At 42.0% G+C, this 24,076-nt stretch carries 21 protein-coding genes and 1 tRNA gene; 2 read left to right on the forward strand and 20 right to left on the reverse strand.

Annotated features, from left to right (window positions below; all coding sequences use genetic code 11):
- Positions 1 to 316 precede the first annotated feature (316 nt).
- The 8 genes from PGY05_RS13895 to PGY05_RS13930 all read right to left on the reverse strand — a co-directional run bounded on the left by PGY05_RS13895 (position 317) and on the right by PGY05_RS13930 (position 10,773).
- Positions 317 to 2,164: an ABC transporter ATP-binding protein gene (locus PGY05_RS13895; RefSeq protein WP_055246763.1), complete on the reverse strand. Its 1,848-nt coding sequence runs from the start codon at positions 2,162 to 2,164 to the stop codon at positions 317 to 319.
- Position 2,165: 1 nt separating this feature from the next.
- Positions 2,166 to 4,559 (reverse strand): ABC transporter ATP-binding protein, encoded by a 2,394-nt coding sequence (locus PGY05_RS13900; RefSeq protein WP_055246765.1) that lies wholly within the window; start codon positions 4,557 to 4,559, stop codon positions 2,166 to 2,168.
- A gap of 32 nt (positions 4,560 to 4,591) precedes the next feature.
- Entirely contained in the window at positions 4,592 to 5,092 is a 501-nt protein-coding gene (locus PGY05_RS13905) for a MarR family winged helix-turn-helix transcriptional regulator (RefSeq protein ID WP_022220104.1), read from the reverse strand.
- Positions 5,093 to 5,367: 275 nt separating this feature from the next.
- A complete protein-coding gene (locus PGY05_RS13910) occupies positions 5,368 to 6,393 on the reverse strand; it encodes a threonine aldolase family protein (protein ID WP_270476153.1) in 1,026 nt (341 codons plus the stop codon).
- On the reverse strand, positions 6,390 to 7,028 hold the full coding sequence (thiE, locus tag PGY05_RS13915) for a thiamine phosphate synthase (protein ID WP_117556911.1): 639 nt from the start codon (positions 7,026 to 7,028) through the stop codon (positions 6,390 to 6,392). Before thiE ends, PGY05_RS13910 begins: the two co-directional genes overlap by 4 nt.
- Entirely contained in the window at positions 7,015 to 7,836 is an 822-nt protein-coding gene (gene thiM, locus PGY05_RS13920; RefSeq protein WP_270476155.1) for a hydroxyethylthiazole kinase, read from the reverse strand. The genes thiE and thiM overlap by 14 nt, the downstream gene beginning before the upstream one ends.
- Positions 7,837 to 8,117: 281 nt before the next feature.
- Positions 8,118 to 9,560, reverse strand: coding sequence for an MFS transporter (locus tag PGY05_RS13925; RefSeq protein WP_175306022.1), 1,443 nt, complete (start codon positions 9,558 to 9,560; stop codon positions 8,118 to 8,120).
- A gap of 37 nt (positions 9,561 to 9,597) precedes the next feature.
- Positions 9,598 to 10,773 carry a M20 family metallopeptidase gene (locus tag PGY05_RS13930; RefSeq protein WP_008374392.1) on the reverse strand — a complete coding sequence of 392 codons (1,176 nt, stop codon included), beginning with the start codon at positions 10,771 to 10,773 and terminating at the stop codon, positions 9,598 to 9,600.
- Positions 10,774 to 11,053: 280 nt separating this feature from the next.
- On the opposite strand from PGY05_RS13930, the gene PGY05_RS13935 reads away from it, so the two are divergent.
- On the forward strand, positions 11,054 to 12,373 hold the full coding sequence (locus PGY05_RS13935; protein WP_270476156.1) for a hypothetical protein: 1,320 nt from the start codon (positions 11,054 to 11,056) through the stop codon (positions 12,371 to 12,373).
- 144 nt (positions 12,374 to 12,517) lie between these two features.
- Here the strand turns inward: PGY05_RS13935 and PGY05_RS13940 are convergent.
- The 4 genes from PGY05_RS13940 to PGY05_RS13955 all read right to left on the reverse strand — a co-directional run bounded on the left by PGY05_RS13940 (position 12,518) and on the right by PGY05_RS13955 (position 14,920).
- Positions 12,518 to 12,588: transfer RNA gene (locus PGY05_RS13940), tRNA-Trp, on the reverse strand.
- A 73-nt stretch (positions 12,589 to 12,661) separates the two neighbouring features.
- Entirely contained in the window at positions 12,662 to 13,168 is a 507-nt protein-coding gene (gene nrdG, locus PGY05_RS13945; RefSeq protein ID WP_022220109.1) for an anaerobic ribonucleoside-triphosphate reductase activating protein, read from the reverse strand.
- Between the two features lie 240 nt (positions 13,169 to 13,408).
- Entirely contained in the window at positions 13,409 to 14,539 is a 1,131-nt protein-coding gene (locus PGY05_RS13950; protein WP_330673024.1) for a M56 family metallopeptidase, read from the reverse strand.
- A gap of 6 nt (positions 14,540 to 14,545) precedes the next feature.
- Positions 14,546 to 14,920 carry a BlaI/MecI/CopY family transcriptional regulator gene (locus PGY05_RS13955; RefSeq protein ID WP_270476157.1) on the reverse strand — a complete coding sequence of 125 codons (375 nt, stop codon included), beginning with the start codon at positions 14,918 to 14,920 and terminating at the stop codon, positions 14,546 to 14,548.
- Between the two features lie 151 nt (positions 14,921 to 15,071).
- On the opposite strand from PGY05_RS13955, the gene PGY05_RS13960 reads away from it, so the two are divergent.
- On the forward strand, positions 15,072 to 15,581 hold the full coding sequence (locus tag PGY05_RS13960; protein WP_270476159.1) for a hypothetical protein: 510 nt from the start codon (positions 15,072 to 15,074) through the stop codon (positions 15,579 to 15,581).
- A gap of 86 nt (positions 15,582 to 15,667) precedes the next feature.
- Here PGY05_RS13960 and nrdD read toward each other — a convergent pair whose 3' ends face one another.
- The 8 genes from nrdD to atpF all read right to left on the reverse strand — a co-directional run bounded on the left by nrdD (position 15,668) and on the right by atpF (position 24,067).
- Positions 15,668 to 17,857 carry an anaerobic ribonucleoside-triphosphate reductase gene (nrdD, locus tag PGY05_RS13965; RefSeq protein ID WP_270476160.1) on the reverse strand — a complete coding sequence of 730 codons (2,190 nt, stop codon included), beginning with the start codon at positions 17,855 to 17,857 and terminating at the stop codon, positions 15,668 to 15,670.
- Positions 17,858 to 17,997: 140 nt separating this feature from the next.
- Positions 17,998 to 18,591, reverse strand: a complete 594-nt coding sequence (locus PGY05_RS13970; protein WP_270476162.1) for an HD domain-containing protein — start codon at positions 18,589 to 18,591, stop codon at positions 17,998 to 18,000.
- A 227-nt stretch (positions 18,592 to 18,818) separates the two neighbouring features.
- Complete coding sequence (atpC, locus tag PGY05_RS13975; protein ID WP_117556897.1) at positions 18,819 to 19,232, reverse strand: ATP synthase F1 subunit epsilon; 414 nt, start codon at positions 19,230 to 19,232, stop codon at positions 18,819 to 18,821.
- 11 nt (positions 19,233 to 19,243) lie between these two features.
- A complete protein-coding gene (gene atpD / locus PGY05_RS13980; protein ID WP_117556895.1) occupies positions 19,244 to 20,641 on the reverse strand; it encodes a F0F1 ATP synthase subunit beta in 1,398 nt (465 codons plus the stop codon).
- A gap of 8 nt (positions 20,642 to 20,649) precedes the next feature.
- Complete coding sequence (atpG, locus tag PGY05_RS13985; protein WP_173698972.1) at positions 20,650 to 21,543, reverse strand: ATP synthase F1 subunit gamma; 894 nt, start codon at positions 21,541 to 21,543, stop codon at positions 20,650 to 20,652.
- A gap of 1 nt (position 21,544) precedes the next feature.
- The gene (gene atpA, locus PGY05_RS13990) at positions 21,545 to 23,053 is read right to left on the reverse strand and encodes a F0F1 ATP synthase subunit alpha (protein WP_022220892.1); all 1,509 of its coding nucleotides are present in this window, start codon (positions 23,051 to 23,053) and stop codon (positions 21,545 to 21,547) included.
- A gap of 5 nt (positions 23,054 to 23,058) precedes the next feature.
- Complete coding sequence (atpH, locus tag PGY05_RS13995; RefSeq protein WP_319637934.1) at positions 23,059 to 23,589, reverse strand: ATP synthase F1 subunit delta; 531 nt, start codon at positions 23,587 to 23,589, stop codon at positions 23,059 to 23,061.
- Positions 23,573 to 24,067 carry a F0F1 ATP synthase subunit B gene (atpF, locus tag PGY05_RS14000; RefSeq protein ID WP_117557023.1) on the reverse strand — a complete coding sequence of 165 codons (495 nt, stop codon included), beginning with the start codon at positions 24,065 to 24,067 and terminating at the stop codon, positions 23,573 to 23,575. Before atpF ends, atpH begins: the two co-directional genes overlap by 17 nt.
- Positions 24,068 to 24,076 lie beyond the last annotated feature (9 nt).

A 24,076-nucleotide genomic window follows, 5' to 3' on the forward strand; every position in this document is an offset into this window, starting at 1 on the left:
GTTGTTTAACCAATTGACCTAAAAAATTTACTGTGTCCTTGACATGGGGTCCAGTTTACGTTGCTAGAGATGTTGGAAAATAATTGAATTAAATTTAGGGAACGCAAGACAGGCGCGGGAAGCGGAGCTGAAGCTCCTGTTCCGCTGGAGATTGATTAGTTTGTGGAATGATGCACTCTACTCTTTTGTCCCGACACATACGCTGTGCTGCATTCGGCTAATGCTGTCGCATCATCCGAATGAGAGCTGGCGCTCTATATAAAAATAAAAAGATGCCAAAAATCATGCGAGCATGATTTTTGGCATCTTTCCATCTTTATGCACAGCTTGTAGCGTTTTCAAATTGCGAGTTATACAGCTCTGCGTAGAATCCATTTTTTGCCAGGAGTTCTTCGTGGTTTCCTTGTTCGATGATATCGCCGTCTTTCATTACCAGGATGAGATCTGCGTCTCGTATGGTGGAGAGTCTGTGGGCGATTACGAAGCTGGTTCTGCCTTTCATGAGGTTATCCATGGCTTTCTGGATCTGGACTTCGGTTCTGGTGTCTACGGAGCTGGTGGCTTCGTCTAGGATCAGAATCTTTGGATCAGCCAGGATGGCTCTGGCGATCGTGAGGAGCTGTTTCTGACCCTGGGATACGTTGCTGGCTTCTTCGTTGAGAATCATGTTGTATCCGCTTGGAAGAGTCTGGACGAAACGATGTACGTGGGCAGCTTTGGCTGCTGCTACGACTTCTTCGTGGGTGGCATCGAGTTTTCCATATTTGATATTATCTTCGATGCTTCCGCTGAACAGCCAGGTATCCTGAAGTACCATTCCGAACATCTGTCTGAGTTCGCTCCGGTTGAAGTCTTTGATGTTGTGTCCATCGATCTTGATTGCCCCGCTGTTGACATCATAGAAACGCATCAGCAGTTTGATCATGGTTGTCTTTCCTGCTCCGGTTGGTCCTACGATGGCGATCTTCTGTCCTTCTTTTACTTTTGCAGAGAAATCATTGATGATGATATGCTCCGGATTGTATCCGAAGTGTACGTGTTCAAATTCTACATTTCCCTGTAATCCTTCTACAGATACTGGATTTTCAGCAAACTGATCTTCTTCTTTTTCGTCCAAGAATTCAAATACTCTCTCTGATGCAGCGGCTGTCGACTGGAGCATGTTTGCTACCTGTGCAACCTGCTGGATCGGCTGTGTAAAGGATCTTACATACTGGATGAAGGACTGGATATCTCCAACTTCGATGGTCTGTTTGATTGCAAGGTAACCACCTAAGATAGAAACTCCTACATATCCAAGGTTTCCGACAAACTGCATGATCGGCATCATCATTCCGGAAAGGAACTGTGATTTCCATGCAGAACGGAACAGGATATCATTAGTCTCATCAAATTCGCGGATCACGTCTTCTTCTTTATTGAATGCTTTGACAATATTATGTCCGCCATATACTTCTTCTACCTGACCATTGATATGTCCCAGATATTCCTGCTGGCTTTTGAAGTATTTCTGTGAGTGTTTTACGATTACAGAAATCAGTACCATAGATACCGGCAGGATCAGAAGTGCGATCACAGTCATCAGCGGACTGATACTGATCATCATGATCAGTACACCGATGATCGTTGTCACGGATGTGATCATCTGGGTTGCACTCTGGTTCAGGCTCTGGCTCAGAGTATCTACGTCATTGGTTACTCTGGAAAGTACCTCACCGTGTGTAGTCGTATCAAAATAATTCATCGGCATACGATTGATTTTTTCAGAAATTTCTTTTCGCATGCGATAGGTCAGCTTCTGTGATACGCCTGTCATGATATATCCCTGGATAAAGGAGAAACATGCGCTGATCACGTACAGACACAATAAAGTTAACAGGATTTTACCAATCTTTGTAAAATCAATTCCGCTGCCGCCGGATACTTTTCCGACCAGACCTTTGAAAATTTCGGTCGTCGCTTTTCCGAGAACCTTTGGTCCAATAATATTGAAAACCGTACTTCCGATTGCAAATATCATAACAAAGAAAATACCGATTTTATATTCACTAAGGTAAGTAAAAAGTTTCTTCATGGTACCTTTGAAGTCTTTTGCCTTCTCGCCGGTTCCCATTCTTCCATGTCCACCGCCCATAGGTCCTCTTCTTCTTGGCTGATTACTCATACTATGCTTCCTCCTTTCCGTCATTTTCGTTATTTAAGTCTCTCGCAAGCTCTGCTTCAGAAAGCTGCGATGACGCAATCTGATAATATGCATCACAGGATTTCAGAAGCTCTTTGTGTGTTCCGATTCCCGCAATCTTTCCATCATCCAGCACAATGATCTGCTCCGCATGTAAAATGGTGCTGATTCGCTGTGCTACAATGATCACTGTGCTGTCCTGTGTCTTTTCTTTCAATGCAGCACGAAGGGTTACGTCTGTCTTATAATCCAGTGCTGAAAAACTGTCATCAAAAATATAAACTTTTGGTTTCTTTGCAATCGCACGTGCGATAGAAAGACGCTGCTTCTGACCGCCGGATACGTTGGAACCGCCCTGTGCGATCGGACTTTCGTATTTTTTATGTTTTTCTTCGATAAATTCGGTTGCCTGTGCGATTTCTGCGGCTTCCTTCATCTCGGCTTCGGATCCATCCGGATTGCCATACAGAATATTGGACTCGATTGTTCCTGAGAAAAGTACACCTTTCTGTGGAACGTATCCAAGTTCATCCCGCAGATCATGCTGGGAAATGGTACGAATATCTTTTCCATCCAATGTGATCGTACCTTCTGTTACATCATAAAATCTTGGGATCAGGTTGATCATCGTAGATTTACCACTACCGGTACTTCCGATGATCGCCGTTGTCTGTCCCGGTTTTGCTGTAAAGCTGATATCATGAAGTACGTCTTCTTCTGCTCCCGGATAACGGAAGGATACGTGGTCAAATTTTACTTCGCCTTTTCTGGATTCTTCCAGTTTTTCCGGTGTTTTCGGATCTTCGATCGCTGTCCTGCTTGTCAGGATCTCATCCACACGGTCTGCTGCAACAGCTGCTCTTGGAAGCATAATAGAAATCATACAGATCATAAGGAAGGACATGATGATCTGCATTGTATACTGGATAAATGCCATCATATCACCAACCTGCATCTGCCCGTCACTGACACCATGTGCGCCGCTCCATACGATCAGTATGGTAATTCCGTTCATGATCAGCATCATCATCGGCATCATAAATGTCATGGCACGGTTTACAAATAAATTGGTTCTTGTCAGATCTCTGTTCGCTTTATCAAATCGTTCTTCTTCATGCTTTTCTGTACTGAATGCACGGATAACCGGAAGTCCGGTAAGGATCTCACGGGTAACAAGGTTCAGTCTGTCAACCAGGTTCTGCAGAATCTTAAATTTTGGTATTGCCACAATAAATAATACAGCAACAACCATCACGATCAGGATTACCCCAAGTACGATGATCCATGACATGCTGACATTCGTATGGAGAACCTTGAAAATACCTCCAATTGCCATGATTGGTGCATACATCACCATTCTCAGAAGCATAACTGCAAGCATCTGGATCTGCTGGATATCATTGGTACTTCTTGTGATCAGTGATGCAGTTGAAAACTTGTCAAATTCTGCATTGGAAAATCCAACAACTTTTTTAAATACCTTTCCTCTCAGATCACGTCCCGTACTTGCTGCCACTCTGGAAGCAAGAAGTCCTACGGTAACACTTGCGAGCATTCCAAGAAATGCAAGTGCAAGCATCTTACCGCCAGTTGTTAAAATATATCTGTTCTGGATCTTATCTGTATTCACGCCCAGAACACTGTAGGTTTCTTTAATATATGAAGTTGCTGACTGTTCCAGCATAGTATCCGGCATATCGTCCATTTTTTCTGATATTTTATCAATAACGTCTGCTCTCTGTTCATCCGGTATCATGTTCAGGATCTCAAAGATATCTGCATTTTCGATCTTTTTCACCTGTTCATCAATGTTTTTCTGCATTTCATCCTGCTGTTTCTTGGCAAGCTCCGGATTTGCCGCAAGTGCTGCTTTCTGCTCATCTGTCATCTGGGACTGCATACTCTCTGCCTGTTTCTCAGCCTGTTCCTTTATAGAAGAAATCATGTTTTCTTTCATAGATTCTTCCATCTTCTTTGTTGTATCGCTTCCAGATTCAAATCCATAAGTCAGAAGCATCGGCTTTCCAAGGATGTCAAATACCTTTCCTGACTTTTCTTCATCTTTTTTCACGGAATCCTTCAGAACATAAATTGCTCCATCATACTTATAATCCGAATCGGATTCCTTTTTCTCATATGCATCCAGCACTGTCTGCTGGTCTTCTTCTGCCACAAAAAGCAACAGCTTATTCATCTCTTCCTCTGCGATTGCATCCGGAATCTTCTCATCAATTCCTCCCTGCTGGATTCCGACATTGACAATGTCTGAAGTATAAGAAGGCAATGACAGATCACAGTACGCCTGAACGATCAGGATAACAACAATCGCTGCTATAGTTGCTGCATAAGGCTTCAAATGTTTGAATAACTTTCTCATATAGCAATTATTTCCTTTCTTAGTAACTATTTTTATTCCTTAAATGGATTTTTACATGGCATATCACGGAATTCTTTTTCCTGGAAAAGATTGTCACTCATCTGTAAAAGCAGTCTTCTGCACAGTATTTTCTCTTCTGTGCTCATATTCTTCAGGAGTGTATCTTCCGTGCTTCGGAGAATCTCATGCATGTTGCCAAGAATCTTCTCTCCTCGTTCTGTCAGATGGATCCTTGTCATCCGCTGGTCTTTTTCGTCCTGCTCTTTTCTAATATATCCGAGCTTTTCCAGTTTCTGAACTGCTACATTCACCGATGGCGGCGTAATATGAATATGATCTGCAAGCTCTCTCTGTGACATCGGTCCTACCATCTGCAATATTGCAAGAATTCCTGCCTGTCCGGCTTTCAGCTCTGTATCCTTCATCTGTTTCGTCACATACCATTTATACATATGTCCGACCTGTGCAAGAAGAAGTTGTACCGGCATATTCTCCCTGGTAAAATCCCCACACTCAAATTTATCCGACTTCACCCTTTCACCTCCCGCAATTTGATTAGATATCTATTCATTAGAAGTCTAATCGTTATTTTATGCGTATCACACACATAAGTCAACATTTATTCTCAATAATTTATATTTTTATAATATTTTTCACAAACAAATAATTAAATGCCTAACTATTATTTTCTCATATTAAAACACTACGAAAAGCAAAAAAGGACTCTTCTGCCATTTTCTGTGCAAAAAAGTCCTTATCATTTACCATATCTGCCTTACCTGTAAAGCTTTATTCAATTTTTCACAAATTACATATCTTGCAGGAATGCCTTCACATTTTCCTCTTTTGTCGCCCAGGAAGTGCATAATCGGATCACACTATGGGTCTCATCGTACCTTTCCTGATAAGTTACGCCATATTTTTGACGGATTTCCTGCAATTTGGCATCTTCCACAATAATGAACTGCTGGTTGGTATCGCTGTCCATGAAGAATTCATATCCTTTTTCTTTCAGTCCGTCTTTCAAAAGCATTGCCATATCAATCGCATGTTTGGAGATTTCAAAATAAAGACCATCTTTAAAAAGCTCCAGGAACTGAACGCCAAGCAGTCTTCCTTTTGCAAGCATTCCACCTTTTTGTTTAATGCAGTAACGAAAATCTTGCTTTAGACATGGATTTGTGATTACCACAGCTTCTCCGAACAATGCACCGACCTTTGTTCCTCCAATATAGAATACATCACAACACTTTGCAATATCCGGAAGTGTCACATCGGTTCCCGGTGCCATCAGTCCATAACCCATTCTTGCCCCATCCAGGAAAAGATAAAGTCCACATTCCTTACATACAGTAGAAATATTTTCAAGTTCATTCTTTGTATACAATGTTCCTACCTCTGTCGGATGTGAAATATAAACCATCTTTGGCTGTACAATATGTTCACGAGACTCATCACTCCAGTGCAGGTCGTAATATTCCTTGATCTGCTGTCCTGTAATTTTTCCTTCCTTTGAAGGAAGTGCCAGAACTTTGTGTCCGGTCGCTTCTACAGCCCCGGTCTCATGGACATTGATATGTCCGCTATCTGCACAGATCACTCCCTGGAACGGGCGTAAAATAGAAGAAATTACTGTAAAATTCGTCTGGGTTCCTCCCACCAGAAAATGAACATCTGCCTCCGGTGCTTCACACACCTTCTTAATTGCTTCTCTCGCTTCTTCACAGTAAGGATCTTCCCCATATCCTACTGTCTGCTCCATATTGGTCTCGGCAAGCTTCTCGATAATTCTCGGATGTGCCCCTTCTGTGTAATCGCTAGTAAACAAAATCATTTCAACATCCCCTCTACTTTCTCTTTTAATTCTTTTGTAGCCTGCTCAATATCCGGCTGTCCGAAAACTGCACTGATCACGGCAACTCCACAGATTCCGTTTCCGGCAAGCTCTGTCACATTCTCTTCCGTGATTCCCCCAATTGCCACAACCGGAATGTCCACCGTCTCGCAGATTTCCTTTAAAACCTTATGATCCAGCTTTGTTGCATCTGCCTTTGATGTCGTGCCAAAGACTGCACCGACTCCCAGATAATCGGCTCCATGTGCCTGTGCCTTTAGCGCCTGCTCGACCGTCTTTGCCGTAACACCGATGATCTTGTCCTCACCCAGTGTTTTCCGCACATCAAGAGCTTCCATATCGCTCTGCCCCACATGCACACCATCGGCATCTACCTTCTTTGCAATCTCTACATTGTCATTGATCACAAATGGTACATGGTAGGATTTACAGAGCCTGGCAATCTCTTTTGCTTCTGCCAGGAACTCTTCCTCACCCAGATTTTTTTCCCTGAGCTGGATAAATGTAGCCCCACCTTTCAGCGCTTTTTCCACCTGGCTGTACAGACTTTCTCCATTCAGCCAGTGGCGGTCTGTTACCGCATACAGAACCATATCTTTCTTATCTAATCTCATATTTTGCACCTTCTTCCAATTCTTTTCCTTCCATATTATAAATCGCATCGATGATCCGATTACGGTAGGTTGCGTTTCCATCTCCCGGCTGCATATATTTCCAGCCAGTCTCACCGGCAAGCCCCATGGCACAGACCGCTGCTGCCGCTGCTTCCAGATTATTCTCCGGATTCGCCGCAAGGAATGCCGTCATCATCCCGGAAAGCTGACACCCGGTTCCGGTGATCCGTCCCATCTCCGGACGACCGTTCCGGATCACAAAGCACCTCTTTGCATCACTTACAAGGTCTATTCCTCCAGTCACAGCAATCACGGAACCTGTCCTTCTGGAAAAATCCTTTATAAACGAAATCATTTTCTCCAGATTCTGCTCCGTCAGTGTATCTGCCTCGTCTGCATCCACACCACTCGTTGTACCATGTCCTGCTACTAAGGTCTTGATCTCAGAAATATTTCCCCGGATCACATCAAACTGAATATCACGTATCAGATTCAGTGCCGCCTCTGTTCGGAACGAACTCGATCCTGCTCCAACCGGATCTAACAGTACTTTATGATACAGTTCATTGGATTTCTTTCCTGCTTTTTGCATGCTTTCAATCTTACGCGGATTCAGCATTCCCATATTGATATTCAGTCCCTGACAGATGGATGTGATTTCTTCAATATCAGTCGGCTCATCCGACATAATCGGACTTGCACCGCAGGCAAGAACCATATTTGCCACATCATTGATCGTCACATAATTGGTGATATTGTGTATCAGTGGTGCTTTTTTTCGTACTTCATCCAGATAGTTTCCAAGCATTCTTTTCCTCCGGTAAATCATATTATTTCTTATATCTTTAAAATTGTCTCTATAATTATAAAAAGACAGATATATGTCTGCCTTTCTTCTTTTCACTATTTCTTATTATACTCTTGATTTTCTGAAATGCAATCTGCATTTACCTGAAACATATGTCATTTCCATTCTCATCCCTGTATCCGGCAGATCTATAAAAGACTTCTCCAGATAACAACCGGGACAGATGTTTTTTCACATCCGCCCCGGCTTCTTATTCACATGTTCACATGGATTTCAATATTCTATTTGCTTTCTGCTGCTTTCTTGCTCATCTCCGGTTTTACAATGAAGATTACCAGAAGAAGTCCAATCAGAGTAACGACTGCTGCTGTCCAGAATACAGATTTTACACCATTCTGGATCAGTGCTACATTGGTCGGATCAGCTGATGTACTTGCATTATATGCGACTGCAAATACTGCAACTGCAATTGTTCCTGAAAGTGAGTTTGCGAAGTTAACCAGAGAAGTTCCGATTCCCATATCTTCCGGTGCCAGCATTGCCTGTGCTGTTGGCGTAATGGATACAGCACGGAAGCTTTCAGCAATACCTGTAACTGCAAGTGCTACAAAATAAATCATGATCGAAGCACCTGAATTTGTTACCAACGCCATCACAGCCATCGGGATCATTGCAAGACTTGTACCAATTACCATTGCTTTCCATGCATTGGCAGCTTTCTTTCCTACCCATGCACCTGCGATAGTAGGAAGAATGATTGTAATCAGTGTACGAGGCATCTGCAGTGCACCTGCTGCACTCGTGGATGCTCCCATAACCTGCATGGCACCGATCGGTGCATAATAGTTCATGGCATTCTGATAAAAATAGCAGATAAATCCTACAATAAGGAGTACTGTGTAGTTTTTATTTTTAAATAATTTCATTGGAATCAACGGCTCTGCAGCTTTATTTTCAATCTTAACAAGTGCAATAAGAGCAATGATACCAATTACAAGACCTGCAAGAATCATTGGATTTGTCCATCCCATAGAAGATCCAAAGTTCAGTGCAAGCAGAATTCCGCAAAGTGATACGATGAGTGCGATCATTCCCGGAACATCAATCGTAACCTTTCCTTCTCTTTTCTGATTCGGCATGTTCATTCCGATCAGTACTATACCAAGAATAAGTGGAATTGCCGGCATAAGGATTGCCACAGTCAATAATCCCATATCTGTTAAAATACCTGCGATGATACTTCCTCCAAATCCACCAACAGCGATTGCGGTTGCAAGCATACCCATTGCCTTTGGTACATCTTTTCTTTCATTGATAAGACCTGCGATAATGTATGGTGCTGCTGTAAATGCGCCCTGTGCAAGGCTGACAATCAGTCTGAGGATCATCAGTGGAATCAGAGATCTGACAAATGCAAATGCAAAACCTGCAAGTGCGCAGATAATTCCAGGAATCACTACAATGTTTCTTCGCCCAATAAGGTCACCTAATTTTCCTCCGATCGGAGTCATAATCGATACACCGATCGCACCTACGATAGAGAAGAGTCCTACATATCCCATCGCATCAACTTTTTCAAGGATAGGTGCTGTTAACGTTGCAAATACCAGTCCATACATTGCTACGGAAAGCATCATGCAGATACATCCGATCTGAACCAAGTTTTTCTTTGCCTTCGGAAGCGGAATCGCAACCTGTGGCTGTGCCTGCTGTTCTTTACTCATATTCTTTTCCTCCTGTTCCTAAAGAAACCTTTACTCTCTATTTGTTATTTTTAAGCCACTGTGAAGCGCAATGTGCAAGACAAGCTGCTCCAATCGGGCAAACATCCTCATTAAACTGTGCTTTCGGATGATGTGCCGGATACTGTCCTCTTTCATCCAGATATCCTGCTGACAGATACATAAATGTACTTGGAACCTTTTCAGCGATCACTGCGAAATCTTCAGAAGCACTTGCAGAAATTCCCGGATATGGTGTGAGTCCCGGAATTCCAAGCTCCTGCATATATCCAACCACTTCGTCGGTAAGCTTCGGATTGCAGATCAGCGGAGGAACTTCTGAGATCATCTCAATATCAACGGTTCCGTTATATACAGCTGCTGTCTTTTCAGCGACTTCTTTCATTCTGCGGACCAGAAGTTCTCTTGCTTCCGGCTTGTTGGTACGGATTGTTCCCTGGAGAACAGCGGTCTCAGGAATGATGTTTGCTGCAGTTCCGCCTGCAAACTGTCCGATTGTAAGTACACAAGAATGTGTCGGATCACTTTCTCTTGCGATCAGTTCCTGCAATGCAAGATGGATATGAACTCCGATGTTGATCGGGTCAACTCCTACATGTGGATAAGCACCATGGGATCCTTTTCCATGGATGGTGATCTTAAATCCATCTACAGAATACATCATCGTATCCTTATCATTGTACATAAAAAGTCCGATTGGCATTTTTCCCGGTGATACATGGTATGCAAGTGCTGCATCAACCGGAGGATTCTCAAGAATACCATTCTCGATCATATTCTTGCTTCCTTCAAAAGTCTCTTCTGCCGGCTGGAACATGAATTTGATAGTTCCTTCCAGTGTATCTTCTTTTTCTTTCAGCATCTTTGCTGCTGTAAGAAGCATTGCAGCGTGGAAATCATGTCCGCATGTATGTGCTTCTTTTCCTGTAGGACATGCAAATTCTTCTCCGCTTTCTTCCGGCATCGGAAGTGCATCCATATCTGCTCTCAGAAGAAGAACCTTTCCCCCTTTGCCGAGTGTAGCTGTTACCCCGTAGCCACAATCCTTCGGCTCAAGTCCGTATTCTGTCAGCTTTTCCATAACATAAGCTTTGGTCTTTGGAAGATCCAGACCAGTTTCAGCATTTTTGTGGATGTGTCTGCGGTTTGCAATTGTTTCATCCTTTAATTCCAATGCTCTTTCATAGTAATTCATACTAAGCCCTCCTTTAACTTTGTTCCTGCCATTTACATTAAAAATACTGTTCTACTTTTAGAATATTTACAGAACATTTTTATTAGTTTTTGGAACATTTACAGAATAGTTATCACGATTACATAATACCAACTTCTAAAATTTTAGTCAATAATATTACAGAATATTCTTGATTTTCGTTGTTTTTACCTATTTAATCGTTATTTTTTTAATTTTCAGAATATTATGGTTGATTTATGGAAGATAATTTTATATGATACTTTTTGAGAGGTGAAAGAAAATGAGAAGAAAAATTGTGGCTATTACCAGCCAGTACTTAAAGGAACCTATCTCGCAGATCGTCTCAGAACTAAAACTAAACTGCGACATCCAGGTGGTTTCCTACAACAAATTTGACACAATATCAGAAGTTTACGATTCTTACGCCGGGGACACTGACGGATTTCTTATCAGTGGTAAGATCGCAAAAGCTGCCATTGAGTCAACTGCGCACGCTTATAACCGTCCGATTGTATCCTTTGAAATTGATATAGCCGGTCTGTACCGTGCTCTTTTGAATCTGCTGATTTCCAACCGGAATCTGGATATGGACCGTATTATTCTGGATTTCCTGATTCCGATCGATGGCGGCTGTACTGCAACCGCTTTCCTTAAGGAGCTGGACATTGATACAGTTCCACCACATATTAACAACTGGACCAAGGCACTGACCCGCACCAGTATCAGTACGATTGAAAATCATGTCCTTTCAGAGCTGATCCGTATGTGGAACAACAATGAAATGGATATGGTTCTCTGTCAGTACAGTAATATCCTGCCGGAGCTTCGTGCGCACGGGATCCCGACAATCTATCCGCTGCCAAGTGTCAGCCATATCCGGGATCTTGCAAATGAACTTCTGTCCACGATTGAGCTGGAGCACATGCGTTCCAACCTTCCGGTTATCATCAATGTATCTCCCCGTAGTTCGACAGATAACACACCGGAAAATATCCAGCAGATCTATGTCTGTATGGAAGATTTCTTTAAAAAGAATCTGATGAATTGTATCTCTCAGAAAGTGGATAATCACTGCAGTGCCCTGACCACTGTGGAAATGCTGCAGCATATTACACACAATAACAAGGTCTGCGAACTGAATGAATTTCTCACCGACAAACTGCATTTTGAATGTGCTGTAGGATACGGAATCGGGGCAAATTTTGACAATGCGATCCGTAATTCTGTAAATGCCCGCAAAGAGGCTGTTCAGTTTGGAAAAAGTTTTATCCAGAATGAAAACGGGGATATGATCGGACCCCTTGGTTCATCCGACCGAAGAGTGATCCCGAATCAGTATGTGCAGAATCTTGGAAAGATTGCAAAGCAGTGTAATCTTTCACCGGTTACGATCAAGAAAGTCCTTGCCAGTACGCATGCTGCCGGATCAAATAAAATTACAACGCACGAGCTTGCCGAACGTATGGGAAGTACGGTGAGAAATGCGAACCGGATTATTCAGAATCTGGAAAATGGAGGAGTCGCGAAGCTCGCTTATACGCAGACGACCAATGCGAAGGGGCGGCCGGTTAAGGTGTACGAACTTTATTTTAATTTCTAAAGAAATATATTGATTTACAAAAATATAGGTTGTGTCAACATCAGACAAAAATAATTCCCACCAGATTCTTTGTGCAAACAATTGAATCTGGTGGGAATTATAGAGTATAAAAAATCTCCCGGAACTACTTCCGAGAGGTTTCTACAGGGGATGACAGAATCGAACTGCCGCTAAGAGTTTTGGAGACTCCTGTCATACCATTTGACCAATCCCCTATTTGATTTTATGATCTAAAAAAGACCACTTGTTATTTATATCACAGTGGTCTTTTTTTGTCAATGAATTATTTTAGTTTTTCGCATTTTGGCGGATTTCATCAAGGTGAAGGATTCTCTGGTTGCGGCTTCCGCGGAATTCCAGGGTGAGATCTTTTTCGGCTTCGATGAACTCGCCGTCTACGAGGGTATCGATACAGGCGAGCATCTTGTCAGTGTATTCGGTGTAGACTTTTCCGCCGGGGATGAGGTCTACATCATAGAGATATCCGGTGTAGCACCAGACATTTTTCTCCGGGTAGCTTTCTTTGATCTTTTGCAGGAGTCCTGCGAGCTCTTTCTGGTTCTCCGGCTCAAAGGGTTCTCCACCGAGGAGGGAAAATCCCTGGATATATGCCGGTTTAAGTGCTTCGAGGATCTCTGCTTCTACTTCTTTGGTATATGGATTGCCGTAATTGAAATCCCAGGTCTCGGAATTGAAGCATCCTTTGCAATGATGCCGGCAGCCGGATACGAAAAGGCTGACCCTGACGCCGGTTCCATTTGCGATATCGTAATTTTTGATTGTTCCGTAATTCATATCTTTATACTTCCCTTTTTCTCATTATAGCAGTACTACTCTGCTGTCCATTCTTACTCTTCTTATCAATTATAGCAAATCGCACCCGAAAATCAACCGTATTTCTTTGACATCACTTTCTGTCTGTACTATTCTGATAGTATCAGGTGAAAGCTTTTTTCACACAAAGGATGAGTACGCATTATGATTGAAAAAGTAAATCATAAATGTCTTAAAAAAAGTTTACCCATACTATAATATTTAATGTCTGACACTCTTTCGTATAGGAATATTCTCCAGTCCATCCGGAATCTCTTTCACTTCTCCCCACAATTTATTATTTACAAATATCTGATAACCTTCTCTCTTTTTTAGAAAATATGTATTTTGCGGAGACATTTCTATTGAATTTTCCTGATTATCTGGATCTATCGGATGTGTTGCTTCCGGAACCCAAAAAACAGACAATAACATTACACTTATCATCAATATGTTAATTATATACACTACACTCTTTTTCTTCTCATTCTTTTTTAAGATATAATCTATTCTTGTTTTTAAATTCGTTTTATTTTTCCCGACAAAACAAGTAACAAAACTTCTATCAATTGTTTTAAAATACTCTTTTTCTTTGGCTATTTTTAAAATTAATTCTGCATACTCTATTTTTTCAGCATCAGATTGATTTTCTATAATTTGAAAATCATTAGATAGTTCTAACGCTAAAATTAGTTCTTCCTTTAAAAAATGAATTACAGGATTCCACCATTGTATACAACTAACAATATTTATAATTGCCATTAATATTAAATCACCTTTTATATAATGATTTATTTCATGTTCACATACCAATTTTAATTCCTGTCTTGAAAAACAATATTTTTCCGAAATGATTAATATTGGTTGTTTAATACCAATAATTGCAGGTGATACAAACTCTGGCAATACAGCTACTTCTATTTTTTCAAAAAGTAACTCATTTTGTACTATATCTATTATTTCTTCTGCTATTGGATTTTCCATACTAATCACATGATTTTTAACATATCTTCGTAATCTTATATTACTTCGTATCATTATTATGATCTGAAATATACTTCCTATCCCCCATATAATCAAACCAATATCTAATATCATTATTTTCCCATGTTGTAATTTATAATAAATGAAATCTACTATTTTGGGTAAAATATTGTCTGAATAAGAAGTATATGTAAATGGAAAATTAAATGGAAGTACCATCCTTAGTAATATAATTCCTATTATCCAGAATATAAAACGTAAACTTTTATCAAAAAATATTTTTTTCTTATATATCAGATAATGTAATATTATGCAGAGAATATTTGTACACAAGAAGCATGTGATAAAAGGTCCCAATGACAATGACATATCTGGCTACTCCTTTAATTCTTCTTTCTTCTTCCTAATTAAATTTTCAAGCTGTTCGAGTTCCTCAATATTGGTTTCCGTTTCTATTAAAGAAGTTAATATCAATTTTTTTGATCCAATAATATCTTTGTAGCTCTCACTAAAATATTTTCCTTTAGAAACTGTTGGCATAAAATATCGACTCATAACATTACCACTATAATCAATATATGCAACTTTTACATATTCTTCTTCTAATAATTTTCTAATACATGCATGAATTGTATTAATATTTAATTTTTCATTTGCTTTCAAGATTTCAGATGCAGCCATTGGTTTATCATTTTCCCATAAAATATTCATTACATCCATTTGTTTATTTGTTAATCTCTTTTTTAACATATTATCACCTCCTATTACCATATTATAAACTTCTTTTTTTAATATATCTACTACATATTAAAATTTTATTATTTTTTCATCTTGACTTTTTATTATTACAATTATATTATCAAATTAACATATTTAATTTTTTAATAAAGGAGGGATTTTCATGACTAAGAAAGCAACCCACAAAACCTGTTTCATTCTGTTATTTTTGTTCATTCTTCTTACTGGCTGCTCATCCAAAAAAGCATCTGAATCAGCCGTAAGTCCGGAAGCAGAAGCAGTACTCAATGCGATGTTCACTGCACCAAATGATGACTTGTATTCTTTGGATTCTTCTACTGTAATCGGTGAGAATAGCACGGCAGATTCTGAAAATGCTTCCGTTAATTCTGAGAAAATTCTCGAAAACTGGAACAAACTTGTAGGAAAATACTTTGAAACGGGACGATTAGAATATTTTGTTTCAACCTATGGTCAGACCTATCTGTCCGAAGCAGCTTATAATAATACAAAAATAACGGTAAAAGATATTTCACTTGATTCCAAAACAGATGATTCTGAAACAGTTCTTGTGACTTTTAAGATCAATAAAGAAGAAATGGTCGAAAAAATCTATTTTTCTTATGACCAGGATGGTTTGATAAAAGACGTTTATCCAATTAATTTTAAATAATTTATAATAAAGGACACGGCTTCGCCAAGCGAAAACCGTGTCCTTTATTATATCTTCTCACTATTTTTTCAAAAACATTTCCATCCTTACAGATGCAGTACCCTGTCCTTAATCTCCTGGGTCCTTCCCTGATTCCAGAACTGGGTTCCGATATATCCGCAGGTTCTTCTCGCTACAAAGAGCTTATCCTGATCCCGGTTGCCACAGTTCGGGCATTCCCATACCAGCTTTCCGGTCTCGTCCTCGATGATCTTAATCTCTCCGTCATAGCCGCAGACTTCACAGAAATCACTCTTGGTATTCAGCTCTGCATACATGATATTCTCATAAATGTACTGTAATACGGAAAGTACCGCCGGAATATTGGTCTGCATATTCGGTACTTCGATATAGCTGATCGCCCCACCCGGTGAAAGCTTCTGAAATTCCGATTCAAATTTCAGTTTGCTGAACGCATCAATTTTTTCGGTAACATGTACATGATAGCTGTTCGTAATATAGTTCTTATCTGTAACGCCCGGAATGATTCCGAAACGCTTCTGCAGACATTTTGCGAACTTGTATGTGGTAGATTCCATCGGTGTGCCGTATACGGAATAGCTGATATTTTCTGCTTCTTTCCATTCTTTACATTTATCATTCAGGCGCTGCATAACTGCCAGTGCAAATGGCTTCGCCTCCGGATCTGTATGGGATTTGCCAAGCATCCGCATACACATCTCATAAAGTCCTGCATAGCCAAGAGAAATGGTGGAATATCCGTTAAATAACAGCTTGTCAATCGTCTCACCCTTTTTCAGACGGGCAAGTGCCCCGTTCTGCCACAGGATCGGTGCAACATCTGAAACGGTTCCGAGAAGGCGTTCATGTCTGCATCGGAGTGCTCTGTGACAAAGCTCCAGTCTCTCATCCAGGATTTCCCAAAAACGTTCCATATTGCCCTCTGCTGAACATGCCACGTCAACCAGGTTGATCGTTACAACCCCCTGATTGAAACGTCCATAGAACTTATGACTTCCGTCTGCATTTCTCTGGGAATCTTCTACGGTAAGGAATGAGCGGCACCCCATGCACGGATAAACATCTCCGTTTTTCAGTTCTTTCATGATCTTTGCAGAAATATAATCCGGCACCATACGCTTTGCCGTACATTTTGCAGCCAGCTCAGTCAGATACCAGTATTTGGAATCCTCGGTAATATTATCTTCATCCAGTACATAGATCAGCTTCGGGAACGCCGGTGTGATCCATACACCCTTTTCATTCTTAACACCCTGCATACGCTGCTTCATCACTTCTTCGATGATCATCGCAAGGTCATCCCTGGTTCTTCCTTCCGGGACCTCATCCAGATACATAAACACCGTTACGAAAGGTGCTTGTCCGTTACAGGTCATCAGTGTGATCAGCTGATACTGGATCGTCTGGATTCCGCTCTGTACTTCGGTACGAAGTCTTCTCTCTGTGATCTTGTCGATGATCGCATCATCCAGAACCTCTCCGGATTCTATTCTTTCTTCAATGACACTCTTGCGGAGCTTCTGACGGCTTACATCTACGAATGGTGCAAGATGTGACAGCGTAAATGACTGTCCGCCATACTGGTTACTTGCAACCTGTGCAACGATCTGTGTGGTCACATTACACGCGGTAAAGAAACTATGTGGTTTCTCGATCATCGTCTCGCTGATGACAGTTCCGTTCTGGAGCATATCCTCCAGGTTGATCAGATCACAGTTGTGCTCTTTCTGCGCAAAATAGTCCATATCATGAAAATGAATGATTCCTTCTTCGTGTGCACGGACGATTTCCTCCGGAAGAAGGACTCTCTTGGTAAGGTCCTTGCTGACCTCTCCTGCCATGTAATCTCTCTGTGTAGAATTGATCACAGGATTCTTATTGGAGTTCTCCTGCTTTACTTCCTCGTTCATATGATCGATCAATGCAAGAATTCCGTTATCCGTTGTATTCGACTTTCTGGTTAATTCTCTCTTATAGCGATAGCGGACATACTTCTGGGCAACCTCATAACCACGCATCTCCATAATGCCGGTCTCAACCATATCCTGGATGTCCTCCACATTCACTGCATGCGTAAATTCCTCTGCCTGCTGTGCAATCTTCTCCGCAATTGCAATGATCTGAAAGTCATTCATCCTGTGGATGTTCTCAACCTCTTCATTCGCTTTTTTGATCGCATTCACAATCTTCTCCAGCCGGAAGTCTACTTCCTCACCGTTTCTTTTGATTACTCTCGTCTTTACTTCCAAATCCATCCCAACTTTCTCCTAACTTTGTTCCATCGTTCCACAAAATATAGTGTCACTTTTAAGTTTCTCCACTATATTTTGCGCTCTGTAGTATATGATACCCCATATTCACGAAAATGAAAAGGGGGATTTTTGTTTTTTTTATGTTATTTTTTTATCTTGCCATTTTCCAGATTCGGTCTTAAGAATTCTTCTTTCGCATACTCCCAGATCGCTTCTGAGCCTTTTGCCGTATTCCGGTTACGGTTCAGGATCTGTTCAATATGAACATCGTGTTCCTCCCACGCTTTGCCGTCTGTAGCCGCATTTAACATGATCGGCTGGATATTGTCCATCGTCCGGGCAAACTTCGACTCAGCAGTCTCCTGTGCCTCAAATTCCTCCCAGAGCGCCCGAAATTTCTTTCCCTGCTTTTCCGGAAGAAGTCCGAAAATCCGGTCCGCAGCCTTCACTTCCCGTTCCCTCTGCGTCTTCTTCGCATCTTCATCATAGGCATAGGTATCCCCAGCATCAATTTCTACAATATCATGGATCAAAAGCATCGTCACTGTCTTAAGAACATCGATCTTCTCATTGGCATATCCCGCAAGCAGAACCGTCATGATCGCCATATGCCACGCATGCTCCGCGTCATTCTCCTTACGCACCCCATCCGTCAGATATGTCTGCCTTCCAATAAATTTTTCCTTATCAATCTCCCGAAAGAAATTAAATAATTGCGTAAGCTCCTCTTTTTCCACGTTTTTGCTCCTTCTATGATGAAATACACTCTATTTGAACACCTCAAAATCCTTTTTCTCAGTACACGCACACTGTTATATATTCTACCACAAACTACCCTGTATCGGAACTTTTATTTTGTAAAAGATTGTACCATTTTTCCCAATAAATTTTGTCAAAAATTCCGTATTGAAAAAGCGCGCAATCTGTAGTAGATTACGCGCTTCCACATAAATTTGTTTCCTATTTACCATTTTTTTCGCTTCGACACCTTCAACCGGTTCATCGCCCTTGAAAGCGAAGCCTGTGTCCGGTAATATTCCTGTATACTCTGTTTCTGGCGAAGCTTTTCTTCTGCATACTCCATCTGCTCCTGGGCAAGTCTGGCATCGATATCCTCCGGTTTCTCTGCCGTCTGCACCAGCATCGTCACACGGTTGTTGACGATCTCAAGGAATCCGGCTCCGACCGCAAGGTTCACCCATTCGCCTTCTTCAAACTGAAGCATTGCCTCACCGATCACCACAGCGATCACCATATTTTCATGGTGCGGAAGAATTTCCATTCCACCGCCGTCCGGTACCGGCACGATCATCTTTCTGCAACGTCCTTCATAGAATACCCGGTCACTGGAAATGATTTTAAGTCCAAATGTATCCATACCTGGCACCTCTATTCTGCTTTTTCAGCCTTTGCCTTCTCGATGACTTCATCAATCGTTCCTACATTGAAGAATGCATTCTCCGGATACTCATCCATTTCTCCGTCGAGGATCATCTTAAATCCTCGGATCGTCTCTTTCAGAGGTACATATTTTCCCGGAACTCCGGTAAATGTCTCTGCAACGAAGAATGGCTGGGAGAGGAATTTCTGAATCTTTCTTGCTCTCATAACCGTTGCCTTGTCTTCATCGGAAAGCTCTTCCATACCAAGAATTGCGATGATATCCTGCAGCTCTTTGTATTTCTGCAGAACCTCTGTTACACGGTTTGCAACTTCATAATGTTCTTCTCCGACAATATCCGCCTCAAGAATACGGGAGTTAGATTCCAGTGGATCAACTGCCGGGTAAATACCCTGTTCTACAACCTTACGGGAGAGTACGGTTGTTGCATCCAGATGAGCAAATGTAGTTGCCGGAGCCGGGTCTGTAAGGTCATCGGCAGGGACATAGACAGCCTGTACGGATGTGACAGAACCATTCTTTGTAGATGCGATCCTCTCCTGCAGTTCACCCATTTCAGTTGCCAGTGTCGGCTGATAACCTACGGCTGATGGCATACGTCCAAGAAGTGCGGATACTTCGGAACCTGCCTGTGTAAAACGGAAAATATTATCAATGAAAAGAAGCACATTCTGATGTTCTTTATCACGGAAATATTCAGCCATCGTAAGTCCTGTCTCAGCGACACGCATACGTGCTCCAGGTGGTTCGTTCATCTGACCAAACACTAAGGCTGTCTTATCCAGAACTCCGGATGCTTTCATTTCTGTCCAGAGGTCGTTACCTTCACGGGAACGTTCTCCAACACCGGTAAAGATGGAATATCCGCCGTGCTCTGTGGCTACGTTACGGATCAGTTCCTGGATCAGTACAGTCTTACCTACACCGGCACCGCCGAACAGACCGATCTTACCACCTTTTGCATAAGGTGCAAGCAGGTCGATAACCTTGATCCCAGTTTCCAGGATTTCTACAACCGGGCTCTGGTCTTCAAATGACGGCGGATCTCTGTGGATCACCCAGTGTTCGGTATCTTCTTTGATTTCTTCGCCATTGTCGATGGTTTCTCCAAGTACGTTGAACAGACGTCCAAGGGTCTGCTCTCCAACCGGTACTTTAATTCCAGAACCGGTAGCGGTTACTTCCATGTCCTTGCAAAGTCCTTCACTTGCTGCCAGCATCAGACAACGAACCTCATCATTTCCCAGATGCTGCGCAACTTCCATAATACAGGTTTTTCCGTTGTTCTCCACCTGCAAGGCATCTTTGATGCGCGGCAGATTTCCGTCTTCAAATACAACGTCAACAACTGGTCCCATGACCTGTACAATACGTCCTTTATTCATACCTGTTTTCACTTCCTTTTCCGTTTCTGGGCTTTGGCGCCTGCACAAACCTCAGTAATTTCCTGTGTGATCGCAGCCTGCCTTGCCCTGTTATATATAATAGAAAGATCTTTGATGATTTCCTGCGCGCTGTCTGTTGCTGATTGCATTGCTGTCATTCGCGCATTGTGTTCGCTTGCATATGCCTCTACCAGACATCCATAGATCATACCAACCACGTAGTTTGGTACGATGCTGTCCAGAACCGCCTCTGCTGATGGATAAAGCGCGATCGCCTCTCTATGGATGTTAAGCGGCATTTTCATTTCATTAAATGAAGATCTCTCAAGCGGCAGGATCTTCATTTTTTCAACCGTTGTCAGCATCGAATTTTCCATTCTGGTGTAAACGATGTAGACCTCGTCCAGTTCACCTTTCCCATACTGGGAAAGAATCACTTCCGCGATATCTCTTGCCCTGTGCATGGTCGGTTTCTGCACAGTATAGAGGAAATTGGTGTCAATTTCCACACCCTTATTCGCATAATAGTGTCTGCCAAGCTCACCGACTACGAACAGCTTATGCTCTCCCGGTTCCTCCAGGATCTCATCCTCCACCTTGACAATGTTGTGGTTGTAAGCTCCTGCAAGTCCTTTATCCGCAGTAATGACAATGGAACCTATCTTTCTTTTCTCTTTTGGAATCTCTTCCCGCACATCAAAATACCGGTGCTCGATCTCAGGAATATGCCTCAGGATTCTGGAAATCTCTCCCTGAAGTCCGTAAAAGTACGGCTCTGAATCTGTCAGCTTTTTCTTCGCCTGTCTCATCTTGGTAGACGAGATCATATACATGGCGTTCGTGATCTTCATCGTATCTTTGACGCTGTTGATTCGAGTCTGTATTTCTCTGATATTTGCCATATTAACACCTGCTGTCTTTGAATTCCTTCGCTGTTTCCACAATCTTTGCAGCCAGTTCATCGGACAGAGCCTTTGTCTGCTCAATCTCTTCACTGATTTCCGGATGAACTGTTGCAAAATAATTCAGCATATCCATCTGGAATTTCTTAACCTCTTTTACCGGAATTCCCAGAAGCACTTTATTTCGTGCTGCGCAGAGGGTGATGACCATCTCATGCATGGACATTGGATGTCCGAGTGGCTGTTTCAGAAGTTCCATCAGACCAGATCCATATTCCAGCTGTTCCTTTGTTGCTGCATCCAGATCGGAACTGAACTGTGTGAATACTTCCATCTCACGATACTGTGCAAGATCGATACGGATACTTCCGGCTGCCTTCTTCATTGCCTTTGTCTGTGCTGCACCACCAACACGGGATACGGAAAGACCTACGTTAACCGCCGGTCTCATTCCTGAGAAGAACAGATCACTTTCCAGGAAGATCTGTCCATCTGTAATGGAAATGACGTTGGTCGGAATGTATGCAGATACATCTCCTGCCTGTGTCTCGATGATTGGAAGTGCTGTGATCGAACCGCCTCCCATTTCATCACTTAAACGGCTTGATCTCTCAAGCAGTCTTGAATGCAGATAGAAAACATCTCCAGGATAAGCTTCACGTCCCGGTGAACGTCCAAGAAGCAGGGACAGCGCACGGTATGCAACTGCGTGCTTTGAAAGATCATCGTAAACGATCAGGACATCTTTTCCTTTATGCATGAAATGTTCTGCGATCGCGGTTCCTGCATATGGTGCAATATACTGAAGCGGTGCACAGTCACTTGCTGTTGATGCTACTACGATGGTGTAATCCATTGCGCCGCCGTTTTTAAAAGTATTGACAACCTTTGCGATCGTTGATGCTTTCTGACCGATTGCTACATAGATACAGATGACATCCTTACCCTTCTGATTCAAAATCGTGTCTGTAGCAATGGAAGTCTTTCCTGTCTGACGGTCTCCAATGATCAACTCTCTCTGTCCACGTCCGATCGGGAACATAGAATCGATAGAAAGGATTCCTGTTTCCATTGGAACGCTGACGGATTTACGGTCTACAATTCCTGGTGCTTCATTTTCAATCGGTCTGTAATCTTCTGCTTCGATTTCTCCCGCTCCGTCAATCGGAGCTCCAAGTGCATTTACGACACGTCCGATAAATTTATCGCCAACCGGTACTCCGGCTTTCTTTTTGGTACGCATCACTTTCGTACCTTCTTTGATCTCTACATCTGATCCGAACAGGATGCAGCCGATCGTATCTTTCTGAATGTCCTGAACCATACCTTTCAGTCCATTTTCAAATGTCACGATTTCTCCGTACATTGCATGCTCTATTCCATAGATATTTGCAATTCCGTCACCGACAGAGACAACCGTACCGACCTCGCTGTCTTTACTGATCTGATCAAAGTTCTCTATTTCATTTTTCAGAATAGAAATAATTTCATCTGAGCTAATTGAACTCACTTTGTTCACCTCCAGGTCAATTTTTGCTCTAATCTCGATAATCTTCCTTTCAGACTCCAGTCATATTCATCATCACCGGTCTTTAAGATAAATCCGCCAAGTAATGCCGGATCTTTGACTATCTCAATCTTCACATCTGTCTTATGGTACTTCTCACAAAGAAATTCTCTGATTTTCTCAAGCCGCTTTTCATCTGGTGCTTCCACACAGGTAAGCGTTGCCATCTGGATTCCTTCCTGCATTTTACAGTATCTGTCATAAGCAAAAAGAATCTGACTGATCTCGCTCATTCTCTGATTACGGCATACAACCTTGAGAAAGTTTTTTATTTCTTCCGGGAAAATCTTGTCGATCGAACTTAATTTTTCCCGCATCGGTACCACCGGACTTGCAAATGTTTCTTCAAGCACCGGTACTTCTTCAAAAAGCCTTTCAGTCTCTCCTACCGCTTCTTTTGAAATTCCAAGCTCATATAAAACATGTGCATACTGTTTTGCCGAAGGGCTACAGCAATACTCTTTATTTAACCTCTTCATTGACATGAGCATCACCTGCACCTTTCAGAAACTGATCATATATATCCTGATTTCCTTTTGTGTCATCCACAATCTTACGTGCTGCCTGCATTGCCAGTCCTGCGATCTCACTTTGCAGATCATTCATGGTCTGTTTGCGTTCATTTTCAATCGTCTTTCTGGCATCTTTCAGGATTCCTACGGCTTCCGTATTGGCTTCCTGAAGGATACGCTCTGATTCTCCGGCTGCAGTTTTCTTAGCTTTTTCCACGATCTGAATGGATTCTGCCTTTGCTCCTTCCAGAGCCTTTTCATATTCCGCTTTCAGTCTCGCCGCTTCTTCCTGACTATCACTGGCATTTTTCAGTCCGTCAGCAATCATTTTTTCACGTTTTTCCATAATTCCCATTACTGGTTTGAATAAGAATTTTTTCAGCAAAAGATAAAAGACAATCAGGTTGATGATCGTAAAGAGAAGGCTTACATTAAACTGTATCACCTGTCCCAC

The sequence above is a fragment of the Coprococcus sp. AF51-11b1 genome, assembly GCF_027682785.1.
Taxonomy (GTDB): domain Bacteria; phylum Bacillota; class Clostridia; order Lachnospirales; family Lachnospiraceae; genus Allocoprococcus; species Allocoprococcus comes.

Excerpts from the sequence above, each read along its gene's own strand:
- PGY05_RS13895 (WP_055246763.1), bottom strand. The coding sequence starts at position 2,164 with ATGAGTAATCAGCCAAGAAGAAGAGGACCTATGGGCGGTGGACATGGA.
- PGY05_RS13900 (WP_055246765.1), bottom strand. The coding sequence starts at position 4,559 with ATGAGAAAGTTATTCAAACATTTGAAGCCTTATGCAGCAACTATAGCA.
- PGY05_RS13910 (WP_270476153.1), bottom strand. The coding sequence starts at position 6,393 with ATGATTTTGTTTACTAGCGATTACACAGAAGGGGCACATCCGAGAATT.
- thiE (WP_117556911.1), bottom strand. The coding sequence starts at position 7,028 with ATGAGATTAGATAAGAAAGATATGGTTCTGTATGCGGTAACAGACCGC.
- thiM (WP_270476155.1), bottom strand. The coding sequence starts at position 7,836 with ATGCTTGGAAACTATCTGGATGAAGTACGAAAAAAAGCACCACTGATA.
- PGY05_RS13925 (WP_175306022.1), bottom strand. The coding sequence starts at position 9,560 with ATGAGTAAAGAACAGCAGGCACAGCCACAGGTTGCGATTCCGCTTCCG.
- PGY05_RS13930 (WP_008374392.1), bottom strand. The coding sequence starts at position 10,773 with ATGAATTACTATGAAAGAGCATTGGAATTAAAGGATGAAACAATTGCA.
- PGY05_RS13935 (WP_270476156.1), top strand. The coding sequence starts at position 11,054 with ATGAGAAGAAAAATTGTGGCTATTACCAGCCAGTACTTAAAGGAACCT.
- nrdG (WP_022220109.1), bottom strand. The coding sequence starts at position 13,168 with ATGAATTACGGAACAATCAAAAATTACGATATCGCAAATGGAACCGGC.
- PGY05_RS13950 (WP_330673024.1), bottom strand. The coding sequence starts at position 14,539 with ATGTCATTGTCATTGGGACCTTTTATCACATGCTTCTTGTGTACAAAT.
- PGY05_RS13955 (WP_270476157.1), bottom strand. The coding sequence starts at position 14,920 with ATGTTAAAAAAGAGATTAACAAATAAACAAATGGATGTAATGAATATT.
- PGY05_RS13960 (WP_270476159.1), top strand. The coding sequence starts at position 15,072 with ATGACTAAGAAAGCAACCCACAAAACCTGTTTCATTCTGTTATTTTTG.
- nrdD (WP_270476160.1), bottom strand. The coding sequence starts at position 17,857 with ATGGATTTGGAAGTAAAGACGAGAGTAATCAAAAGAAACGGTGAGGAA.
- atpC (WP_117556897.1), bottom strand. The coding sequence starts at position 19,232 with ATGGATACATTTGGACTTAAAATCATTTCCAGTGACCGGGTATTCTAT.
- atpD (WP_117556895.1), bottom strand. The coding sequence starts at position 20,641 with ATGAATAAAGGACGTATTGTACAGGTCATGGGACCAGTTGTTGACGTT.
- atpG (WP_173698972.1), bottom strand. The coding sequence starts at position 21,543 with ATGGCAAATATCAGAGAAATACAGACTCGAATCAACAGCGTCAAAGAT.
- atpH (WP_319637934.1), bottom strand. The coding sequence starts at position 23,589 with ATGAAGAGGTTAAATAAAGAGTATTGCTGTAGCCCTTCGGCAAAACAG.